This is a genomic window from Streptomyces sp. NPDC053673 (genome assembly GCF_055585225.1).
The window spans coordinates 1-24,452 of the sequence record NZ_JBVJKN010000057.1 but is presented as its reverse complement, the minus strand read 5'-3'; the positions used below and the strand labels follow the sequence as shown (position 1 = coordinate 24,452).

The 24,452-nt window shown below is 72.4% G+C and carries 3 protein-coding genes; all 3 read right to left on the bottom strand.

Annotated features, from left to right (window positions below; all coding sequences use genetic code 11):
* Nucleotides 1–117: 117 nt before the first annotated feature.
* Nucleotides 118–15,681: a type I polyketide synthase gene (locus ACZ6ZQ_RS37235; protein ID WP_469772969.1), complete on the bottom strand. Its 15,564-nt coding sequence runs from the start codon at nucleotides 15,679–15,681 to the stop codon at nucleotides 118–120.
* A gap of 323 nt (nucleotides 15,682–16,004) precedes the next feature.
* The gene (locus ACZ6ZQ_RS37230; protein WP_469772968.1) at nucleotides 16,005–20,975 is read right to left on the bottom strand and encodes a type I polyketide synthase; all 4,971 of its coding nucleotides are present in this window, start codon (nucleotides 20,973–20,975) and stop codon (nucleotides 16,005–16,007) included.
* A 138-nt stretch (nucleotides 20,976–21,113) separates the two neighbouring features.
* A partial coding sequence (locus tag ACZ6ZQ_RS37225) for a type I polyketide synthase (RefSeq protein WP_469772967.1) occupies nucleotides 21,114–24,452 on the bottom strand: 3,339 nt, incomplete at its 5' end.

Sequence of the window (24,452 nt, the reverse complement as noted above, 5' to 3'; positions counted from 1 at the left end):
GCGCGGAGCCGGTGGATCGGAAAGAGGGAGCCGGGCCGGACGGCGGGCAGGACCCGGTGCGCCGCCGGGGCCGAAGGCCGGCCGGCGTCGCCCCGGAACCGGTCGGCCCGACGCCGGTCAGGACAGCCCCAGTTCGTCGTCGAGGAGATCGAAGATCTCGTCGGCCGTCGCGGACTGGATTTCCCGCTCTCCGGCGGCGCTGTCCTGTGCACTGTGCGTCTCATTCCACTTCGCCAGAAGGTCTCGCAGCCGGGCGGTGATGCCCGCGCGTTCGACGTCGTCGGGGCCGACTGCCGCGAGGATCGATTCGAGCTTGTCGAGCTCCGCGTGGACGGGCCGACGGGCCGGGTCTGCCTGGCCGAGCCTGCCGCTGAGGTATGCGGAGAGCGCGGCGGGCGACGGGTAGTCGAAGATCAGCGTGACGGGCAGCCGGAGTCCTGAGGCCGCCGTGAGCCGGTTGCGCAGATCGACCGCCGTGAGCGAGTCGAAGCCCAGGTCGAGGAAGCCCCGGCCGGCGTCGACGTCGTCCGGTCCTGAGTAGCCGAGGACCGCGGCCACCTGGGTGCGGACCAGCTCCATGAGGACCTGGTCGCGCTCGGCGGCCGACAGGCCCGCGAGCCGCTCTTCGAGGGAGCCCGCGGCCTCGGCCCGGGGGCGCGTTCCGGTGCGGGCCCCGGAGTCGGCGGCCCGGCGCGCGGGGGTGCGTACCAGACCGCGCAGCAGCGGCGGCAGCGTGCCGTCCGCGGCCTGGGCGCGCAGCGCGGCCAACTCGACGCGCATCGGCGCGAGGACCGCATCGTCCAGAGCGCGGGAGGCGTCGAAGAGCGCCAGCCCCTCCTCGGGCGCGAGCGCGGCCACACCGGCGCGGGCCATCCTGCTCAGGTCGGCGTCGTCGAGAGAGCCTGCCATGCCGTCACCGGCCGCCCACAGACCCCAGGCGAGGGAGCAGGCCGTGAGCCCGCGGGCCGTACGGTGCTGGGCGAGAGCGTCCAGGAAGCTGTTGGCCGCCGCATAGTTGCCCTGGCCCGCCGCGCCGAAGGAGCCGGCGACCGAGGAGAAGAGCACGAAGGCGGAGAGCTCGCGGCCCTCGGTCAGTTCGTGCAGGTTCCAGGCCGCGTCCACCTTGGGGCGCAGGACGGTGTCGAGTCGCTCGGGGGTGAGCGAGTCGATGATGCCGTCGTCCAGCACACCGGCCGTGTGGACGACCGCCGTGAGCGGATGCTCCGCCGGAACATCGGCCAGTACGGCCGCCAGCGCGTCCCGGTCGGCCGCGTCGCACGCGGCCCACGACACCTCGGCACCCGACTCCACCAGCTCACGGGTGAGTTCGGCCGCACCGGGCGCCCGCTCCCCGCGCCGGCTGAGCAACAGCAGATGCCGCGCGCCGTGTGCGGCGACCAGGTGGCGGGCGAAGAGTTTGCCGAGGGTGCCACTGGCGCCGGTGATCAGGACGGTGCCGTCGGCGTCGAGGCCCGCGAGGGCGACCTCGTCGCCGTCCGTCTCGGGCGCGGTCCGTGCGATACGGCGCAGCCGGAAGGCGTACGCCTCGCCGGACCGCAGTGCGAGCTGCGGCTCGTCGGTGGCGAGCGCGGAAGCCAGCGCCCCGAAGGAGGCGTCGGTGCTGTCGGTGTCGGCCAGCACGAAACGGCCGGGGTTCTCCGACTGCGCGGACCGCACCAGACCCCACACCGGGGCGTGGGCCAGATCTGTCACATGTTCGCCCGGCACGGCCGCCACCGCGCCCCGGGTGACGAACACCAGCCGCGCGTCCTCCAGTCGCTCGTCGGCCAGCCACTCCTTGACCAGAGCGAGGGCGTGGTGCGTGGCCGCCCTGGCGGCGGCGGCCCGGCCGCCGCCGGAGGCGGCGGCGGAGAGCGGTACGAAGACCACGTCCGGTGCCGATGCCCCGGCCGCGAGCACGTCACGCAGTGCGGTGAGACCGGTGTACGTCTCCAGCCGCTCGCCACCGATCCTCAGGTCGGGCTCGTCCTCGCCGAGCACCGCCCAGCGCTCGCCGGACGGGATCGCGCCCGCCGCGACGGACACCTTGGCCCACTCCACGCCGAACAGGGACTCGTGGTGCGCGGCCCGGTCGTCGCCGAGCTGCTGTGCGGAGACCGGGCGCAGGATCAAGGAGTCGACGGAGGCCACCGGCGCGCCGGTGGAGTCCGCCACGTCCAGGGCGACTCCCCCGGACCCGGCGACGGTGAGCCGAACGCGGACGCCTGCCGCGCCGACCGCGTACAGCCGTACACCGGTCCAGGCGAAGGGCAGCCGGGCTCCTTCGGAGGCGGCGTCGGCGGGCACGCCGAGGCCGATCGCGTGCAGGGCCGCGTCGAGCAGGGCGGGGTGCACGCCGTAGGCGGCGGCGTCGCTCTCGTGCTCCTCGTCGAGGGCGACCTCGGCGAAGAGTTCCCCGCCGCGCCGCCAGGCGGCCCGCAGCCCCTGGAACACCGGTCCGTAGCCCAGTCCGGCCGCCGCCGCGCCCGCATAGAACCCGTCGGTGGGCACGGGCTCCGCGCCGGCCGGCGGCCACTGGGCCAGGTCGAACGTGCGCGGCGGCGCTGCGGCTGCGAGGACACCGGTGGCGTGCCGTGTCCACGGCTCGTCGGCCGGGGCCTCCGCACGGCGGGAGTGCAGGGTCAGCGTCCGCCGCCCGGCGTCGTCCGGCGCATGCACGGCAAGCCGGAGCTGGACGGCGCCCTGCTCGGGCAGGGTGAGCGGAGCCTCGATGGCCAGCTCCTCGACCGTGTCGCAGCCGCACTGTGCACCGGCCCGCAGGGCCAGCTCGACGAATGCCGTGCCGGGCAGCAGGACGGTGTCCATGACGGTGTGGTCGGCCAGCCAGGGGTGTGTGGAAAGCGCGAGACGTCCCGTGAGGACCAGCCCGTCGGACGCGGGCAGTTCGACGGCGGCGCCGAGCAGCGGGTGGTCGGCCGCGTCGAGCCCGGCCGCCAGGACGTCCTCGACGGAAACACCGACGTCGAGCCAGTAGCGCTTGCGCTGGAAGGCGTAGGTGGGCAGCTCGACGCGCTGGGCGCCGGTGCCGGAGAAGTACGCCGCCCAGTCCACGGGCACGCCCTCGACGTGGGCGCGGGCGAGGGCCGTGGCCACGGTCTCGGGCTCGGTCTCGGGCTCGGTCTCGGAGCGGTCGTGCCACAGTACGGGGACGAATACCGCGTCCTCGCCGGTTACGCACTCCTGGGCCAGGGCCGACAGGACACCGTCCGGGCCGAGTTCGACGTAGGTGGTGACTCCGGCCGTCTCCAGGGCGCGGATGCCGTCCAGGAACCGGACCGTCTCACGCACGTGCCGGACCCAGAAGTCGGCCGAGGACATCTCGTCGGTGACCAGGGACCCTGTGAGGTTGGAGACGACCGGGATACGCGGAGGCTCGTAGACCAGCCCCTCGGCGACCTTCCGGAAGTCGGCGAGCATGCCGTCCATGTGCGGCGAGTGGAATGCGTGACTGACCGTCAGCTTCTTCGTCCTGCGGTCCGCGAAGGCCTGCGCGATCGCCGTAGCCGCGCCCTCGTCACCTGCGATGACGACCGACTGAGGGCCGTTGATCGCCGCGATGCTCACCCGGTCGGTCAGCAGCGGCAGAACCTCTTCCTCCGAGGCCTGCACGGCGATCATCACGCCGCCGGTCGGCAGCGCCTGCATCAACCGGCCACGCGCGGCGACCAGTTCACAGGCGTCCTGGAGGGACAGGACGCCCGCCGCATGCGCAGCCGAGATCTCGCCGATGGAGTGGCCTGCCAGGAAGTCCGGCTTGAGTCCGAGCGACTCGACGAGCCGGAACAGCGCCACTTCGACGGCGAAGAGGGCGGGCTGCGTGAACCCGGTCTGGTCGAGCGCATCACCCTCGGTCGCGAACAGCACGTCCTGCAGGGGACGTTCGAGGTGCCGGTCGAGTTCGGCACAGACCGCGTCCAGCGCCGTCGAGAATGCCGGATGCGTCTCGTACAGCTCACGCCCCATCCCGAGCCGCTGGCTTCCCTGGCCGGTGAAGAGGAACGCCGTCCGGCTCTCGCCGGCGGTGCCCCGCAGCAGCCCGGCCGTCTCCTCGCCGCGGGCGAGGGCGTCCAGACCGCGCAGCAGTTCCGTACGGTCCCCGGCGACGAGCGCGGCGCGCATCTCCAGGGCCGAGCGGGTGGTCGCCAGGGAGAGGCCGAGGTCGGCGGTGCGCAGCGTGGGGTCGGCATGGAGGTGGGCGTGGAGGCGCCGGGCCTGGGCGCGCAGGGCGTCCTCGCCGCGGGCCGACAGGACCAGGGGCACGGGCCACGACTCGGCGCTGTCCGGCCGCGGCTCCGGCTGCTTCTGCGGCTGCGCGGGGTCAGGCGCCGGGGCCTGCTCGATGACGGCGTGCGCGTTGGTGCCGCTGATGCCGAAGGAGGAGACGCCCGCCCGGCGCGGACGGCCGGTCTCGGGCCACTTCACCTGCTCGGTGAGGAGGGACACCGCGCCTGCGGACCAGTCGACGTGCGGAGTGGGCTCGTCCACGTGCAGGGTCTTCGGCAGGAGGCCGTGCCGGATCGACATGACCATCTTGATGACACCGGCGACACCCGAAGCGGCCTGTGTGTGGCCGAGGTTGGACTTCACCGAGCCGAGCAGCAGCGGCCGGTCGTCGGTGTGCTCCTGGCCGTAGGTGGCGAGCAGTGCCTGCGCCTCGATCGGGTCGCCGAGGGTGGTACCGGTGCCGTGCGCCTCGACGGCGTCGACCTGTCCGGCGGCGACACCGGCGTTGGCGAGTGCGGCGCGGATGACGCGTTGCTGCGACGGTCCGTTGGGGGCGGTCAGGCCGTTGCTGGCGCCGTCCTGGTTGACGGCGGAGCCGCGGACGACCGCCAGGACCTGGTGGCCGTTCCTGCGGGCGTCGGAAAGCCGCTCCAGGAGGAGCATGCCCGCGCCCTCGCCCCAACCGGTGCCGTCGGCAGCGGCCGCGAAGGACTTGCAGCGGCCGTCGGCGGCCAGGCCCCGCTGGCGGCTGAACTCGATGAAGGTACCGGGCGTGAACATCACGGTGACACCGCCCGCCAGGGCGAGCGTGCACTCGCCGTTGCGCAGCGCCTGGACCGCGAGATGCAGGGCGACCAGCGAAGAAGAGCAGGCCGTGTCGACGGTGACAGCCGGGCCCTCCAGACCGAAGGTGTAGGCGACGCGTCCTGAGACGATGCTGCTGGAGCTTCCGGTGCCGAGGTAGCCCTCGACGCCGTCGGGCACGGCGTGCAGTCGCGCGCCGTAGTCGTGGTACATGACGCCTGCGAAGACACCGGTACGGCTGCCGCGCACGGCGGACGGCGCGATGCCGGCGCGTTCGAAGACCTCCCAGGTGGTCTCGAGGAGCAGCCGCTGCTGCGGGTCCATGGCGAGCGCCTCGCGCGGCGAGATACCGAAGAAGGGCGCGTCGAACTCGGCGGCGTCGTGCAGGAATCCGCCTTCGCGGGCGTAGCTGGTGCCCTGGCTCTCCGGGTCGGGGTCGTACAGCGCCTCGGTGTCCCAGCCGCGGTTCTCCGGGAGGGGCGTGATGCCGTCCACGCCGGCCGTCAGGAGCTGCCACAGGTCTTCGGGGGTGCGGACGCCGCCGGGGTACCGGCAGCTCATCGCCACGATGGCGATGGGCTCGTCGTCGGACGCCGCCGTCACCGGCTCGGCCACGGACGCCGTGGTGTCGTCGCCGATCAGCTCGGCACGCAGGTGGCGGGCGAGGACGGTCGGGTCCGGGTAGTCGAAGATCAGGGTCGCGGGCAGACGCAGCGCGGTGCGGGCGTTCAGCCGGTTGCGCAGCTCGACCGCGGTGAGCGAGTCGAAGCCCAGCTCCTTGAAGGCCCGGCCCGACTCGACGGCCGCGGGGCCCGGGTGGCCGAGTACCGCGGCGACTTCGGTACGGACCAGATCCAGCAGGGCGCGGTCCTGTTCGGCGACGGAGAGCCCGGTCAGCCTGCCGCGCAGTTCCGGCTCCGCGTTTCCGGCAGCGGTCGAAGCGTCGACGGTCCGCCGGGCCACGCCGCGTACGAGACCGCGCAGGAGCGGAGCGATGGCGCCCGCAGCCGCCTGCGTGCGCAGGGCTTCGGTGTCCAGCCGCATGAGGGCGACGGATGCGTCGGGAAGGGAGACGGCCGTGTCGAACAGCTCCAGGCCGTCGGCAGCCGTCAGCGGGGGCAGTCCGGCCCGGCGCATGCGGTTGACGTCGGCCGCGTCCAGGGCTCCTGCCATGCCGTCGGCCACGGACCACAGACCCCAGGCCGTCGAGATCGCCGGGAGCCCTTGGGCGCGGCGCTGCTGGGCGAGGGCGTCGAGGAACGCGTTGGCGGCGGCGTAGTTGCCCTGTCCCGGGCCGCCGAAGAGGCCGGAGGTGGAGGAGAAGAGCACGAACGCGGAGAGGTCCAGGCCCTGGGTGAGCTCGTGCAGGTGGAGTGCCGCATCGACCTTGGGGCGCAGGACCGTGGAGAGCCGCTCGCGGGTCAGCGAGGAGATGATCCCGTCGTCGAGGACTCCGGCGGTGTGGACGACGGCGGTCAGCGGGTGCTCGGCGGGGATGGCGTCGAGGACGGCTGCCAGCGCGTCCCGGTCGGCGACGTCGCACGCCGCCCAGGTCGCACGGGCGCCCGACTCGGCGATTTCGGCGGCGAGTTCGGTGGCTCCCGGGGCGTCGCCTCCGCGGCGGCCGACGAGGAGCAGCCGCCGCACGCCGTACTCGGCGACGAGGTGCCGGGCGATCAGGCCGCCCAGGGCACCCGTGGCACCGGTGATCAGCACCGTGCCGCCGGGGCCGAAGGCAGGGGCGCGGTCGGCGTCTTCCTGCCCCGTCCTGTCCCCGGCCCCGTGCCGGGTCGCCTGCCGGGTTCCGTGTCGGGTCTCGACGCGGGCGAGGCGCGGCACGAGCACCGCGCCGCCACGCAGCGCGAACCGCTCCTCGTCGGAGGTGAGCGCCGCCCTCAGGGCCTGACCGGTACGGTTGTGGCCGTCGGTGTCGACGAGTGCGATCCGGCCGGGGTTCTCCGTCTGCGCGGACCGCAGCAGGCCCCACACGGTGGCGGCGGCCAGGTCGTTCACGCCGTCGGCCGGGTCCGTGGCCACCGCGCCCCGGGTGACGAAGACCAGTCGGGATGCGGCGAACCGCTCGTCCGCCAGCCAGGCCTGGACGAGCGCGAGTGCGTCGTGCGCGGCGCAGTGCACGGCCGGTGCGGAGGGGACCTCATGGCCGGGCACGAGGGTGACGACGACCTCGTCCGGTACGGCCGCTCCGGTGTCGACGGCGGCGGCCAGCGCAGCCAGGTCCGGGTAGCGATCGGCGCCCGTGTCCCCGAACGCCATGCCGTCGCCGTCGCCGAGGGCCGCGTACCGGAACGCGGAGCCGTCGGCCGGAGCGATCAATCCCGGGAGCTCGGTCCACTGCTGGCGGAAGACGGACTCGTGATACGTGGCACGCGCCGCCCGGAGCTGATCGGCCGTCACCGGGCGCAGTCCGAGGGACTCGACGGCCGCGACCGGGGTGCCCGAGGCGTCCGCGATCTCCAGGCGCACCCCCTCGGCCCCCGCCGGGGCAAGGTGGACACGCAGTGCGGCGGCACCGCCCGCGTGCAGTGACACGCCCGTCCAGGCGAAGGGCAGCCGCCCCACGCCGTCGTCCGCACCGACGCCGCCCAGGCCGATGGCGTGCAGGGCCGCGTCGAGCAGTGCCGGGTGCAGCCCGAACCGGCTCGCCTCGTCCTCGGTGCCCTCGGGCAGCCGCACCTCGGCGAAGATCTCGCCGTCGCGCTGCCATGCCCTGCGCAGGCCCCGGAAGGTGGGACCGTAGGCGAATCCGATGTCGGCGAGCCCGTCGTACCGCCCCGTCAGCTCGACTTCGGTGGCGTCGCCGGGGGGCCAGGCGGCCAGGTCGAAGTCAGCCTGGGGCCGTCCACCCTCGGAGAGCACACCGCCGGCGTGCCGCGTCCACGGCTCCTCGGCGGCCGGCCCCTCGGCACGGGAGTGCAGGGCGAGCGGGCGACGCCCGGCCTCGTCGGCGGCACCGACCCACACCCGCAGCTGCACTCCGCCGTGCTCGGGCAGGACCAGCGGCGCTTCGAGGGTCAGCTCCTCGAGGTAGTCGCAGCCGACCTGGTCACCGGCACGGATCGCCAGCTCCACGAAGGCCGTACCGGGCAGCAGGACACTGCCGAGAATGGCGTGGTCGGCGAGCCAGGGGTGCGTGGAGAGCGCGAGCCGCCCGGCGAACACCATGCCGTCGGACTCGGGCAGGGCGACCCCGGCGCTGAGCAGCGGGTGTGCGGTGTCGTCGAGGCCGATCGCCTCCACATCGCCGAGGTGGAGGGAGGAGACGGCCGGCCAGTAGCGCCGGCGCTGGAAGGCGTACGTCGGCAGGTCGACGCGGTGGGCGCCGGTGCCGGAGAAGTACGCCTGCCAGTCGACCGCTGTGCCGTGGACGTGCGCCTGCGCGAGCGCCGTGGTCATCGTCTCGGGCTCGGGGCGGCCGCTGCGGAGGACGGGGACGAAGACGGCCTCCCCTGCGACGCACTCCTGCGCGAGGGCGGACAGAATCCCGTCCGGGCCGAGTTCGAGGTACGTGGTGACGCCGGCGGTCTCCATGGCACGGATGCCGTCCAGGAACCGGACCGCCTCCCGCACATGGCGGACCCAGAAGTCGGCCGAGCACATCTCGTCCGAGACCACGGCTCCGGTCCGGTTGGAGACGACCGGAATACGCGGGGACTCGTACGACAGCCCCTCCGCGACGCGGCGGAAGGCGTCGAGCATGCCGTCCATGTGCGGCGAGTGGAAGGCATGGCTGACGGCCAGGCGCTTCGTCTTGCGCCCCTGCACCTGGAAGCTCTCGGCGATCTCGACCGCCGTGTCCTCGTCGCCCGCGATGACCACGGACTGCGGGCCGTTGATCGCGGCAATGCTCACGCCGCCGGTCAGCAGTGGCAGGACCTCTTCCTCCGACGCCTGTACGGCGATCATCACGCCGCCTCCCGGCAGCGCCTGCATCAACCGGCCGCGGGCCGCGACCAGTTCGGCTGCGCCCTCCAGCGAGAGCACGCCCGCCACATGCGCCGCCGCGATCTCGCCGATCGAGTGCCCCGCCAGGAAATCGGGCTTCACACCCCATGACGCGACCAGCCGGAACAGCGCCACCTCCGTCGCGAACAACGCGGGCTGCGTGAACTCCGTCCGGTCCAACGCCTCGGCATCGGACCCGAACAGCACGTCCTTCAGAGGTACTTCGAGGTACGCGTCGACGTGAGCGCAGACCGCGTCCAGCGCCTCGGCGTAGACCGGATACGCCTCGTAGAGCTCCCGGCCCATCCCCAGCCGCTGACTCCCCTGCCCGGTGAACAGGAAGGCGAGTTTGCCGCCGACCGGTGAGCCCTCCACCAGTCCCGCCGCCGAAGCTCCCTCGGCCAGTGCCTCAAGCCCTGCCAGCAGACCCTCCCGGTCTGCGGCGACCACGGCGGCGCGCCGCTCGAACGCCGAGCGGCCGACGGCCAGCGAGAGTCCCAGGTCGGCGGGGCGCAGGTCGGGGTGCAGCTCCGCGTGGGCGTGCAGTCGGCGCGCCTGGTCGCGCAGAGCATCATCGTTCTTGGCGGAGATCAGCCACGGCAGAGGGCCGTCGGTACGCTCCGGGGCCACTTCCTGCGCCGCGGTCGTGGACGGCACGGCCTGCGGGGCCTGCTCGATGATCGTGTGGGCGTTGGTGCCGCTGATGCCGAAGGAAGAGACGCCCGCCCGGCGCGGGCGGCCGGTCTCGGGCCACTCCTGCTTCTCCTTCAGCAGGTCGATGTCACCGGCCGTCCAGTCCACGTGCGGGGTCGGCTCGTCCACGTGCAAGGTCTGCGGCAGCACCCCGTGCTGCATCGCCAGCACCATCTTCATGACACCGGCGACACCGGCGGCGGCCTGCGTGTGACCGATGTTCGACTTGATCGAGCCCAGCAGCAACGGCTGATCGGCCGGTCGGTGCTGCCCGTACGTCGCGAGGAGTGCCTGGGCTTCGATCGGGTCGCCGAGCTTCGTGCCCGTGCCATGCGCCTCCACCGCGTCCACGTCAGCGGCGGACAGACCCGCACTCGCCAGCGCCTGGCGGATCACCCGCTGCTGCGACGGACCGTTGGGGGCCGTCAGCCCGTTGCTCGCACCGTCCTGGTTGATCGCCGAACCACGCACCACCGCAAGCACCGGATGGCCTTTGGCCCGCGCGTCGGACAGCCGCTCCACGAGCAGCATGCCGACACCCTCGCCCCAGCCCGTACCGTCGGCGGCCGACGCGAAGGCCTTGATCCGGCCGTCCTGCGCGAGTCCCCGCTGACGGCTGAAGTCGATGAACGAGGCAGGTGTGGACATCACGGTCACGCCACCGGCCAGGGCCATGGTGCACTCGCCCTGCCGCAGCGCCTGAATGGCCCAATGCAGCGCCACCAGCGACGACGAGCAGGCGGTGTCGACCGTGACCGCCGGGCCTTCGAGGCCGAGTACGTAACTGACGCGGCCGGAGACGACGCTCGCGGCGTTGCCGGTGCCGAGGAGGCCCTCGACGCCGTCGGGGGCGGCCAGGATGACATTGATGTAGTCCTGGCCGTTGGTTCCGGTGAAGACGCCGACCTGCTCGCCCCGCACGGTGGCGGGGTCGATCCCGGCCCGCTCGAAGACTTCCCACGAGGTTTCGAGCAGGAGCCGCTGCTGCGGGTCCATGGCGAGGGCCTCGCGCGGCGAGATCCCGAAGAACGCCGGGTCGAAGTCGGTGGCGTCGGCGAGGAACCCGCCTTCCCGGACGTAGCTGGTGTTCTCGGCGACGGCCTCGGGGTCGTACAGCCCGTCGAGGTCCCAGCCCCGGTCGGAGGGGAAGCCGGCGATCGCGTCGCGGCCGGTGACAAGGAGCTGCCAGAGGTCCTCGGGGGTCTCGACGCCGCCGGGGAAACGGCAGCTCATCGCGACGATGGCGATGGGGTCGTCGTCGGCGGCCGGACCCGCGGGGACGGGGGTGCGAACAGCGGCGTCCGTGGTGTGCGCGTCGAGCAGCTCGCTCTGGAGGAAGGCGGCCAGGGCGAGGGAGTTGGGGTAGTCGAAGATCAGTGTGGCGGGCAGCCGCAGGCCGGTTCGGGAGGTGAGGAGGTTACGGATCTCCACGGCGGTGAGCGAGTCGAAGCCGAGATCCCGGAACGCGCTGGCCGGGTCGACGGACTCCGGTCCCGCGTAGCCGAGGACGGCGGCGACCTGGGCGCGGACGAACTCCAACGCGAGTTGGTCGCGTTCGGCTGCCGGAGCGTCCGCCAACTGTCGCGCAAGGGTGTCGGCGGCGGCGCCGGACGTGGGGGCCGACCCGGCCGTGGCGAGCGCGTGAGCGGCCTCGGGCAGGTCGGCGATCAGCGGGCAGGGGCGTACGGCGGTGAGGCCGGGGGCCAGTCGCTGCCAGTCGATGTCGGCGACGACGGAGGAGGTCTCGTCCAGCGTGAGCGCCATGTGCATCGCGGACAGGGCGAGTTCGGGCGCGAGGGCGGGCAGTCCGGCCAGCCGCAGGCGTTCGGCGACGAGTTCGTCGGTGGCCATGCCGCCTTCGGCCCACGCACCCCAGGCGAGCACGGTGGCGGGCAGGCCGTCGGCGCGGCGCTGCTCGGCCAGGGCGTCCAAGTAGGCATTGGCCGCCGCGTAGTTGGCCTGCCCGGCGGCTCCGAAGGTGGCGGCGACGGAGGAGAAGAGGACGAACGCGGACAGGTCCAGGTCGCGGGTCAGCTCATGCAGCACGTGCGCGGCGTGGGCCTTGGGGCGCAGGACTCCGGCGAAGCGCTGCGGGGTCAGGCCGTCCAGGACGCCGTCGTCGAGGATGCCGGCGGCGTGGACGACGGTGGTGAGAGGGTGCTCGGCGGGGATGGCGGCGAGCAGCGCCGCGACCGCGTCGCGGTCGGCGACGTCGCAGGCGACGAAGGTGACGTCGGCGCCCAGCTCGCGCAGTTCGGCGGCGAGTTCGTCGGTGCCCTCGGCGTCCGGGCCGCGCCGGCTGACCAGCAGAAGGTGGGCCGTGCCGGTGCGGGCGAGCCGGCGGGCGACATGCCGGCCGAGCGCGCCGGTCCCGCCGGTGATCAGAGCCGTACCGCCGGCGGTCCACTCGGTGGCGGGCCGCTCGTCCTGGGCAGCGCGGACCAGCCTGCGGACGAAGACTCCGGTGGAGCGTACGGCGAGGTGGTCTTCGGTGCCGAGGCCGCCGAGGACGTCGGCGAGCCGGCCGGCGGACCGGTCGTCGGGGGTCTGCGGCAGGTCGACGAGACCGCCCCAGCGGCCGGGCAGTTCGAGCGCGGCGGTGCGGCCGAGACCCCAGACCTGGGCCTGGACGGCGCTGGTGAGGCGGTCGGAGCGGCCGGTGGAGACCGCGCCCCGGGTGGCGGTCCACAGCGGTGCGTCGACTCCCGCTTCGCCGAGCCCCTGGATGAGGGCGACGGTGGCGGCCAGCCCGGCGGGCACGGCCGGGTCCACGGGGTGCGGCCGCTCGTCCTGGGCGAGCAGGGAGAGCACCCCGGCCGGCTCGTCGGCATCCGCGAGGGCCTCACCGATGCGCCGGGCGATGGCGGCACGGTCGTCGGCGGCGGCATCGAGTACGAGGGTGCGCACGGTGGCACCGCGCGCGGCCAGGGTCCGTTCGGCGGCCGACGCCCAGGGGTCGTCGGCGGACACGGCGAGAAGCCAGTGCCCGGCGAGGGGCCCGGGCGTTGCTTCCGTGAGCGGCTTCCAGGTGACGCGGTAGCGCCAGCCGTCGACGGTGTCACGGTCGCGGTGGCGACGGTGCCACGCGGACAGGGCGGGCAGCACGCTGCTGAGCGGCTGGTCCCCGTCGACTCCGAGGGTGTCGGCGAGCGCGGCGAGGTCCTCGCTGTCGACAACTTCCCAGAACTTGGCGTCGGTGGCGCCGAGTTCGCCGCCTTCGGCGGGTTCCGCCAAGTCGGTGAAGGGGTCGCGGGGCCAGTACAGGTCGCGCTGGAAGGCGTAGGTGGGCAGCTCGACGCGCTGGGCGCCGGCCTGGGCGAAGCGCGCGGCCCAGTCCGGGGAGTGCCCGCGCACATGGGCGCCGGCGACGGCGGCGGTCAGCGACCACGGCTCCGGGCGGCCCGTGCGCAGCGCGGGCAGGAAGGCCGCCGCGCGGGCTCCGGTCGCGGTCTGGCAGTCCTGTCCGAGGGCGGACAGGACACCGCCGGGGCCGAGTTCGAGGTACGTGGTGACGCCTCGGCTCTCCAGCCAGCGGATGCCGTCGAGGAACCGTACGGCCTCGCGCACGTGCCGGACCCAGAAGTCGGCCGAGCCCATCTCGTCGGTGACCAGGGCACCGGTCAGGTTGGAGACGACCGGGATGCGCGGGGCCTCGTACGACAGGCCCTCGACGATCTCGCGGAAGGCGTCGAGCATGCCGTCCATGTGCGGCGAGTGGAACGCATGACTGACCGCCAGGCGCTTGGTCTTGCGTCCCTGGGTCTCGAAGCCCGACGCGATCTCGGTCGCCGCGTCCTCGTCACCCGCGATGACGACCGACTGCGGGCCGTTGATCGCGGCGATGCTCACCCGGTCGGTGAGCAGCGGCAGGACTTCGTCCTCGGCTGCCTGTACGGCGATCATGACGCCGTCACCGGGCAGTGCCTGCATCAGCCGGCCGCGGGCGGCGACCAGGGTGCAGGCGTCTTCCAGGGACAGCACTCCGGCCACATGCGCGGCGGCGATCTCGCCGATGGAGTGCCCGGCCAGGAAGTCCGGCTTCAGGCCCCAGCTCTCCACGAGCCGGAACAGCGCCACTTCGACGGCGAAGAGTGCGGGCTGGGTGTACGCGGTCTCGTCCAGCAGATCGCTCTCGTCGGCGAACAGGACGTCCTTCAGGGGCATTTCGAGATCAAGGCGGTCGCAGACCGCGTCCAGTGCCTGGGCGAACACCGGGTAGGTCCCGTACAGCTCACGGCCCATACCGAGCCGCTGACTACCCTGCCCGGTGAACAGGAAGGCCACCTTGCCTTCCGTGGCGCTTCCTTCGACGACTTCGGCGGTCGGGCGTCCTTCGGCCAGTGCGGCGAGTCCGGCCAGCAGGCTGTCCCGGTCGTCGGAGACGACGGCCGCGCGGCGGTCCAGGGCGGCCCGGGTGAGGGCCTGCGAGAAGGCGAGGTCGGCGATGCCGAGGCCGGGCCGGGCGGCGACATGGGCGTGCAGCGCGGCGGCCTGGGCGCGCAGCGCGCTCTCGGTCCTGCCGGACAGGACGACGGGCAGGGCGGCCTGGGGGCCCTCCGGGGCGGCGGCGGCCGGCTGATCGGCCGTGGCCTCCGGTGCACTCTCCAGGATGATGTGCGCGTTGGTGCCGCTCATACCGAACGAGGAGACACCGATGCGGCGCGGCTGGTCGTTCTGCGGCCACGGCCGCGCCTCGGTGAGGAGCGACACCTCGCCCGCCGACCAGTCGACGTGCGGGGTCGGCTCGGTCACGTGGAGGGTGCGCGGCAGCACACCGTGCCGCATCGCCATGACGCTCTTGATGACGCCCGCGACACCGGCCGCGGCCTGCGCGTGCCCGATGTTGGTCTTGAGCGAGCCGAGCCACAGCGGACGTCCGTCGGGGCGGTCCTGACCGTAGGTGGCTATGAGGGCCTGCGCCTCGATGGGGTCGCCGAGGCCGGTACCGGTGCCGTGCGCCTCGACGGCGTCGACCTGGTCGGGGGTGAGGCGGGCGTTGGAGAGCGCCTGGAGGATGACGCGCTGTTGCGACGGGCCGTTCGGCGCCGTGAGACCGTTGCTCGCACCGTCCTGGTTGACGGCGGTACCACGGACGACGGCGAGGACGGGGTGGCCCTTGCGGCGGGCGTCGGACAGCCGCTCGACGAGCAGGATGCCGACGCCCTCGGCGAGGCTGAAGCCGTCGGCGTCCGGCGAGAACGCCTTGCAGCGGCCGTCGGTGGCGAGGCCCCGCTGCTTGCTGTAGTCGATGAAGGTGCCGGGCGCGGACATCAGGGTGGCGCCGCCCGCCAGCGCGAGCGAGCACTCTCCGTTGCGCAGCGCCTGCACGGCCAGGTGCAGGGCGACCGAGGAGGACGAGCAGGCGGTGTCGACGGTGACGGCCGGGCCTTCGAGTCCGAAGGTGTACGAGAGCCTGCCGGAGGCGACGCTCGCCGCATTGCCGGTGCCGAGGTAGCCCTCGACGTTCTCGGACGAGCTCAGCAGCGCGGTCAGATAGTCGTGGTTGCTGGTGCCGACGAAGACGCCGACCTGCTTGCCGCGCATCGAGGTCGGGTCGATCCCGGCCCTCTCGAACGCCTCCCAGGAGGTTTCAAGGAGCAGCCGCTGTTGCGGGTCCATGGCGAGGGCCTCGCGCGGCGAGATCCCGAAGAGCGACGGGTCGAAGCGCGCGAAGTCCTGGACGAAACCACCCTGGTCGGCGTAACTGGTGCCCGGGTTCTCGGGGTCGGGGTGGTAGACCGTCTCCATGTCCCAGCCGCGGTCGGCGGGGAAGCCGGTGATGGCGTCGCCGCCGTCGACGACGAGCTGCCAGAGCTCCTCGGGCGAGTTCACGCCGCCGGGATAGCGACAGCCCATGCCGACGATGGCGATGGGGTCCTGGTTCTTCGCCTCGACGTCGCGCAGCCGCTGACGCGTCTGATGCAGATCCGCCGTCACCAGCTTCAGGTAGTCCCGCAGCGTCTCTTCATTCGCCATTTAACGCAACCACCCATTTGCAGCAGACGGCATCGGAAAACTGTCAGCAAAAAGCCGAGGATTACATCGGGTACACAGCCGTTTCTTTTCTTCACCGAATCGGCTACCGAATCGACTGATCAGCGGCAGGTTATTCGCCGCTCAATCCCCCCGACAACCCCTAACTGCCCCCTACGCACCCCTGGGTGGCAGGGTGCGCAGAGGGCAGTGGCGATACGAGAATTACAAGCTGACTGACCATCCTGACCAAATAACAGGCACGCCGTCAATAACCGTATTCACCGGATTCCCGGACACGGATTCATGGCGACGGCTGCGGCGGTTCAGGCGCGGCCGAGCCCCTTGTTGATGAAGGCGAACAGCTCCTCGTCGCTCGCCTCCTGGAGCTGCTCGACATCGTCCAGCACGCCGTCCGCCGACCCGGCCCCGACGCCGTCCGCCGTGGCCGCCTGTGCCACCGCGCCCGCCGGGTCGTCACTCTCGTTCCACTTCGCCAGCAGCGACTGGAGCCGCATGGTCACCCGGGCCCGTACGACATTGTCGGCGGTGCCCCGCTCAAGGACGGCTTCCAGTTTGTCCAGCTCCTCCAGCAACGGGGCCCCGCCCGCGGCCGCGTCGGGCACGATCCCGGCACGAAGGTAGGCGGCGACAGCGGCGGGGGTGGGGTGGTCGAAGACCAGGCTGGCCGGCAGCTTCAGCCCGCTCACCGCGCCGAGGCGGTTGCGGAGTTCGACCGAGGTGAGCGAGTCGAATCCGAGCTCCTTGAACGCCCGGTTCGCCTCGACCGCCGCCAGGTCGGGGTGGCCGAGGACGGCCGCGACGGCGGTGCGGACCAGGTCGAGCAGCAGCCGCTCCTGCTCGACCTCGGGCAGTCCGGCGAGCTGCTGCGCGAGCGGCACTCCCCCGGCCAGGTCGTCCGCGGACTCCCGCTCCGCGCTCTCGATGATCTGGCGCGCCTCGGGGAGCTCCCGCAGCAGTGGCCGGTCCCGGTCGGCGGTGAAGGCGAGGGTGAACCTCTTCCAGTCCATGTCGGCGATGGTCAGCGTGGTCTCGTCGCGGTCCAGTGCGTGCTGGAGCGAGGCCAGGGTGCGCTCGGGCGACATCGCGAGGATGCCGTGGCGGCGCATCCGGTCGCCCGCTGCGCCCTCGGCCATGCCGCCGTCGCCCCAGGGGCCCCAGGCGAGGGACGTGGCGGGAAGGCCCGCAGCCCTGCGGTACTCGGCGAAGGCGTCGAGGAAGGCGTTGCCCGGGGCCTGATTGCCCTGCCCCGGGGCGCCGAAGGTGGCGGCGAAGGAGGAGAAGAGCACGAACGCCGACAGGTCGAGATCACGCGTCAGCTCATGGAGGTGGAGCGTCGCGTCGACCTTGACGCGCAGCACCCGCTCGATCTGCTCGGGGGTGAGCGCCTCGATGACGCCGTCGTCGAGAACGGCTGCCGTGTGCACGACGGCGGTCAGCGGCTGGTCGGCGGGAACGCCCTCGATGAGGGCGGCCACGGAGTCACGGTCTGCCATGTCACAGGCAACGATGGTCACCTGGGTTCCCAGCGCGGTCAGTTCGTCGCGCAGTGCGGCCGCGCCGGGTGCGTCCGTGCCCCGGCGGCTGGTGAGCAGCAGGTGCTCGGCGCCGTTCTCGGCGAGCCAGCGGGCGACCTGCGCACCGAGCGCCCCCGTGCCGCCGGTGACCAGCGTGGTGCCTTCGGGGCGCCATTCCCGTACGGCCGGGGTGTCCGCGAGACGCGCGCGGACCAGCCGCCTGCCGAAGAGACCGGAGGCACGCGGCGCCACCTGGTCCTCTGCACCGTCACCGGCCAGGACGCCCGCGAGCCTCGCGAGCGTACGGTCGTCGAGGTCGGCGGGAAGGTCGATCAGGCCGCCCCAACGGCCGCCCTGCTCCATGGACGCGACGCGGCCGAGGCCCCAGATGAGCGCCTGCGCCGGGTCTGCCACCTGCTCGGAGCGGCCGACGGCGACGGCGCCGCGCGTGACGCACCACAGGGGCGCGGTCACGTCGGCGTCGCCGAGTGCCTGGGACAGCGCGAGCTCGGAAGCGAAGGCGCCTTCGCCGCCGAGGGCGAGGAGGGAGAGTACGCCGGTGGGCGCGGCATCGCCCGTCTCGGCCTGCAGAGTCGCGGCGAGCCGGTCGCGGTCAGCGGCGTTGGCGGAGATGTGCACGGTACGAACATCCGCGCCGCGTTCGGTGAGCGTTCGCAGGACAGCGCCGGCCCACTCGCCGGCTGGGCCGGTCAGGGTCTCGGGGACGATGACGAGCCAGGTGCCCGAGAGTCGGGCGGCGACAGGCTCGGCGATCCGTTTCCAGGTGACGCGGTAGCGCCAGCCGTCCACGGTGGACTTCTCACGGCTCTGCCGGCGCCACGAGGACAAGCCGGGCAGCACCGCGCCCAACGAGCCGATCGTGTCGGGCGTGTCGAAGGCGAGGGTGTCTGCCAGTGCTTCGAGGTCTTCGCGTTCGACGGCTTCCCAGAAGCGGCCGTCGATCGCGCTCTCCGCCGGGGCAAGGACGGCCTCGACCGGAGCGGCTTCCGGCCAGAACCGCTGCGACTGGAAGGCGTAGGTGGGCAGATCCACCCGCTGCGCTCCCGTACCGGCGAACACCGCGTCCCAGTCCACCCCCACACCACGGACATACGCCTCACCGAGGGAAAGCCACAAACGCTCCAGACCACCCTCGTTACGGCGCAACGACCCGAGCACAGCCGCCTCACGCCCGGCGTCCTCCACCGTCTCCTGGATACCGACGGTCAACACGGGATGAGGGCTGGACTCGATGAACACACCGAAGCCCTGCTCCAGCAGCGTCCGGGTGGCCTGCTCCAGCTCCACCGTCCGCCGCAGATTGCGGAACCAGTAGTCCCCATCAAGCTCCGAACCCTGAACCCACTGCCCGGTCACCGTCGACAGGAACGGGATGTGAGCCGTACCCGGGGTGATCGGGGCCAGCAGCCCGGCGAGTTCCTCCCGCAGCAGCTCCACCTGCGCCGAATGCGACGCGTAGTCCACCGCGATCCGCTTCGCCCGCACCCCGTCCGCCTCACACGAGGCGAGAAGTTCGTCCAGAGCCTGCACTTCGCCCGACACCACCACCGAAGAAGGCCCGTTCACCGCCGCGACGGAGATCCGGTCCTCACCCCACGCGACGAGCCGCTCCCGCACCTCCTTCGCCGGCAGCGGCACAGAGACCATCCCACCCAGCCCGGCCAGCAGACGTCCGATCGCCTGGCTCCGCAACGCCACCACCCGCGCCGCATCCTCAAGCGACAAGACCCCCGCCACACACGCGGCAGCGATCTCCCCCTGCGAATGCCCCATCACCGCACCCGGACGCACACCCGCAGCCCGCCACACCTCCGCCAGCGACACCATCACCGCAAACAGCGCAGGCTGCACCACATCCACCCGATCCAACGACGGCGCACCCTCGACACCGCGCAGCACATCACGCAGCGACCAGTCCGTGAACGGCTCCAGCGCCTTCGCACACTCATCCACCCGCGCAGCAAACACCGGCGATGAATCAAGCAGACCCACAGCCATCCCCGCCCACTGCGAGCCCTGCCCAGGGAACACGAACACCGTCTTCCCACCGACTACGGTGCCGGTCACCACACCCGCAGCCATCGCCCCGGACGCCACCGCAGCCACACCCGCCACATGATCACCCAGCACCACCGCCCGGTGATCCAAAGCAGCCCGCGACGACGCCAACGACCAACCCACATCCAGCGCCCGCACACCCCCCGGCCCACCCGACGCACCCGGCCCACCCGCGAGCCAGCCCGACAACCGCTCCGCCTGCGCCCGCAACGCCCCCGCACTCTTACCCGACAGCACCCACGGCACCACCGGCAAACCGCCGGAGCCCTCGACCCCGGCAGACACCTCCTCCGCCACCGGCGCCTGCTCCACAATCACATGCGCATTCGTCCCACTGAACCCGAACGACGACACACCCGCACGACGCCGATGCGTCGTCTCGGGCCAGGCGGTCTGTTCGGTGAGCAGCGAGATCGCACCGGACTCCCAGTCCACGTGCGGGGTCGGCTCGTCGATGTGCAGACTCTGCGGAAGCACCCCGTGCTGCATCGACAGCACCATCTTGATCACCCCGGCGACGCCTGCAGCCGCCTGCGTGTGACCGATGTTGGACTTCACGGACCCCAGCAGCAGGGGCTGACCGGCCGGGCGATCCTGACCGTAGGTGGCGATCAGCGCCTGCGCCTCGATCGGGTCCCCCAGGCTGGTGCCGGTGCCGTGTGCCTCCACGACGTCGACCTGGTCGGTGGAGAGCCGCGCGTTGGTGAGGGCCTGGCGGATCACACGTTGCTGCGACGGACCGTTCGGAGCCGTCAGACCGTTGCTCGCACCGTCCTGGTTGATCGCCGAACCACGCACCACCGCCAGCACCGGATGACCGTTCTTCCGGGCATCGGAGACCCGCTCGAGCAGCAGGACTCCCACGCCCTCCGCCGGGCCGAACCCGTCGGCATCGGCCGAGAACGCCTTGCAGCGCCCGTCCGTCGACAGCCCGCGCTGCTTGCTGAACTCGACGAACAGTCCCGGCGTCGACATCACATGGACGCCCCCCACGAGGGCCAGCGAGCACTCCCCACCGCGCAGCGCCTGCACCGCCAGGTGCAGGGCCACGAGCGAAGCAGAGCAGGCCGTATCGACGGTGACGGCCGGGCCTTCGAGACCGAAGGTGTACGAGAGCCGGCCGGACATCACGCTGGAGGCGTTGCCGGTGCCGAGGTGCCCGGCGTAGTCCTCGGCCGCCTCCAGCAGCGGGGTGATGTAGTCCGATCCGTTGATCCCGACGAAGACGCCGGACTGGCTGCCGCGCAGCGTGTCCGGATCGATGCCCGCGCGCTCGAACACCTCCCACGACGTCTCCAGCAGCAGCCGCTGCTGCGGGTCCATCGCCATCGCCTCACGCGGCGAGATCCCGAAGAACGCAGCGTCGAATGCGGATGCCTCGCCGAGAAACCCGCCCTCACGAGTGATCGACGTGCCCTGGTCGTCGGGATCGTCCGAGAACAGGTTGTCGAGATCCCAGCCCCGGTCCGCGGGGAATTCGGTGAGCGCGTCCCTGCCGGAACTCAGCAATTCCCACAGCTCTTCGGGTGAGCGCACGCCTCCCGGGAAGCGGCAGCTCATCGCTGTGATGGCAATGGGCTCGTGGGCCTGGCTCTCGATGTCCCGCAGACGTCCGTATGCCTCGTCGAGATCCGTCGTGACCTTCTTGAGGTACTCGCGGAGCTTTGCTTCGTTCGCCACTGGCGCTTCACCTATTCGCATCGTCGAGATCGTGGGGGGTGTTTCTCGCACGTACTCGGAATGACTCGGGACTCTGGGTTCAGGGTCCGGACGCACCGCCGTCGCCGAGGGGGATCGGCGGTGCGTCCGGGTCTCGGTTCAGCCCTGGCCGAACTTCTTGTCGATGAGGGCGAACAGCTCGTCGTCGCTGGCCTCTTCGATTTCGCCGGCTCCGGTCTTGCCCGCCACTTGCCGGGCGTCGTTCCACTGCGCCAGCAGGGCCTGGAGCCGCACCGCCACCCGGGCGTGCGCGGCCTCGTCGCCCACCGCCGCGGACAGCTCCTCCGGTGCCAGCGAAGAGAAGGTGCTCTCCAGCCGGTCGAGTTCCTCCAGTACGGAGAGCTTGCGCTCCGCCGGGTCCGGGGCCACCTCGCTCAGCAGGTGCTCGGCGAGGGCGGCCGGGTTGGGGTAGTCGTAGATCAGGGTGGCCGGCAGCCGCAGACCACTCGCGGACCCCAGCCGGTTGCGCAGTTCCACCGCCGTCAGCGAGTCGAAGCCCAGCTCCTTGAACGCTTGCCCACCACCGATGAGTTCGGCCGACGAGTACCCGAGTACGGCCGCCACCTGACCGCGCACCAGGTCCAGTACGGTCCGTTCCCGCGCGGCGGCCGACAGCTCGGTGAGCCGCTCCGCCAATGTCCGCTCTCCGGCGCCGTCCATGGTCATCGCGTCCGCCGCGCGGCCTGCACTCTGCACGGACCTGCGCACCGGAGTCCGTACCAGACCACGGAACATGGGCAGGATCCCGCCGTCCGCGGCTCGCGCCCGCAGGGTCGGGAGATCGATCCCGACCGGTACGAGCACGGGCTCGTCCGCCGCGAGGGCCGCATCGAAGAGCGCGAGCCCTTCGGCCGCCGACAGCGGTGCGACGCCGCCGCGCGCGGCCCGGCCACGCTCGGCTTCGGTCAGCCGGCCCGCCATCCCGCGCTCCTCGGCCCACATACCCCACACCAGGGACAACGCGGTGAGACCGCGGGCCCTCCGGTGCCGGGCGAGTGCGTCGAGGAAGACGTTCGCGGCCGCGTAGTTGGCCTGCCCCGCACCGCCGAGTGTGCCGGCAGCGGCGGAGAACAGGATGAACGCCGACAGATCGAGATCGCGGGTCAGCTCGTGCAGATGAAGCGCGGCCTCGGCCTTGGGCCGCAGCACCCGGTCCACCCGCTCCGGGGTGAGCAGGTCCACGACTCCGTCGTCCAGGACGGCCGCGGTGTGCACGACAGCCGTCAGCGGACGCTCGGCGGGCACGGACTCCAGGAGCGCGGCCAGCGCGTCCCGGTCGGCCACGTCGCACGCCGCCCAGGTCACCTGTGCGCCCAACTCAGCGAGTCGCGCGGTGAGTTCCGTAGCACGGTCGGCCTCCGCACCCCGGCGACTGGTGAGCAGCAGGTGCCGTACGCCGTGCTCGGCGACCAGGTGCTGGGCGAAGAGTCCCGCCAGTCCGCCGCTCGCGCCGGTGATCAGGACCGTGCCCTCCGGATCGATACGACGGGCGGCGGGCGTTCCGGTGGCCGCCTCCGTAGTCGTAACTGGGTTCGTGGTCGTCCCCGTGCCTGTGCCCGTCCTGACCAGACGGGGCGCGTACATCGCCCCACCACGTACAGCCAGTTCAGGCTCGGTGGAGGCGAGGGCACCCGGCAGCGCCCGGTAGGAGGCGTCGACTCCATCGAGGTCGAGAAGCACGAAGCGGTCAGGGTTCTCGGTCTGCGCCGCACGCAGCAGACCCCACGCCGGTGCGTGGACCAAGTCGTCGACCTCGGAGTCCTCACCCGCCGCCACCGCTCCGCGGGTGACGACGACCAGGCGGGCGTCGGCGAACCTGGCGTTGTCCAGCCAGCTCTGCACGGACGCGAGGGCGCGGTGTGTTTCCTCGCGCACCTCCTGTGCGAGGCGCGCGGCCTCCTCCGCCGAATCGGCGGCAACAGGCACATTATCCGCCGCGACGAACGGTACGAGCACCGTCTGCGGCATGGCCCGTCCGTCCGCGACGGCCGTGTCGAGCGCCGCGAGATCGTCGTACGCCTCGGCCGAAAGGCCCACGCCCTCCAACGCGCCGACAAGGGAGCGATCGTTGCCTTCGGAATCGCCAACGACCGTAAGAATCCCCCCAGTCGGCCGTGCCGGAGTCTGCGTCGGCACCCAGTCGAGCCGGAACAGCGACTCGTGGACCTCCGCCGGGGCCACGGCGAGCCGCTCGGCATCGACCCCCTCCGTAACCAGCGCCTCGACCGAGGCGACCGGCGCGCCCTGCTCATCGGTCAGGACAACAGAGACGGTGTCCACGCCGACCGGGGTGATCTGGAGGCGCAGGGTGTCCGCCCCGACCGCGTGCAGGCTCACCCCGCGCCAGGCGAGAGGTATCCGCCCTGCACCGACCGGGCCTGCCGCCAGTGCCTGCGAGGCGGCGTCGAGCAGTGCCGGGTGCAGCGCGAACCGCCCGGCCGACGACTGCTGCTCGTCCGAGAGCCGCGCCTCGACGAACAGCTCCTCACCCCGCGCCCACACTTGGGTCAGGGTCCGGAACGCGGGCCCGTGGTAGAGCTCGGAGGCCGTCAGCCGGTCGCGCACCGCGTCGACAGAGACCTGCTCGGCCCCGGCGGGCGGCCACTGGGCTGCCTCACCCGAGGCGTCGAATGCCGATGAGCCGGTGCGGGTGGAGAGGAGACCGATTCCGTTACGGGACCACTCCCCGCCCGCAAGCCCGTCCTCACCGGCTTCGATCCGGCTGTGCACCTGCACCGGACGGCGCCCCTGCTCATCCGCCCCGCCCACGGTGAGGCGGAGCTGCACGGCGCCCTTCTCGGGAAGTACGAGGGGCGCTTCGAGGGTCAGCTCCTCCACGCCGTCGCACCCGACCTCGTCCCCGGCACGGACCGCCAGCTCGACGAGAGCCGCGCCGGGCACCACGACAGTGTCCGCCACCACATGATCGGCGAGCCATGGGTGTGTACGCAGGGAAAGCCGCCCGGTGAAGAGGAACCCGCCCGAGTCGGGCAGCTCGACCGCCGCACCCAGCAACGGGTGCCCGGCCGGCCCGATCCCGACCGAGGCGACGTCCTCGAACTCGGCGAAGGAATCCACCCAGTAGCGCTCCCGCTGGAAGGCGTAGGTGGGCAGGTCGATGCGCTGGGCGCCGGTGCCGGCGAAGTACGCCTGCCAGTCGACCGCGATGCCGTGGACATGGGCCTGTGCGAGGGCGGTGGTCGCGGTCTCGGGCTCGGGGCGTCCCTTGCGCAGCATCGGCGCAAAGGCGGCGGCCCCGTCGGCATCACCGTTCAGGCAGTCCTGGGCCATCGCCGAGAGGACACCGTCCGGGCCGAGTTCGAGGTACGTGGTGACTCCGGCCGTCTCCAGGGCGCGGATGCCGTCCAGGAAGCGGACCGTCTCGCGGACATGGCGGACCCAGAAGTCGGCCGACGTCATCTCGTCGGTGACCGGGGC

Bases quoted from the DNA above. Each gene is read 5' to 3' on its own strand.
- ACZ6ZQ_RS37235 (WP_469772969.1), bottom strand. From the start codon at position 15,681: ATGGCGAATGAAGAGACGCTGCGGGACTACCTGAAGCTGGTGACGGCG.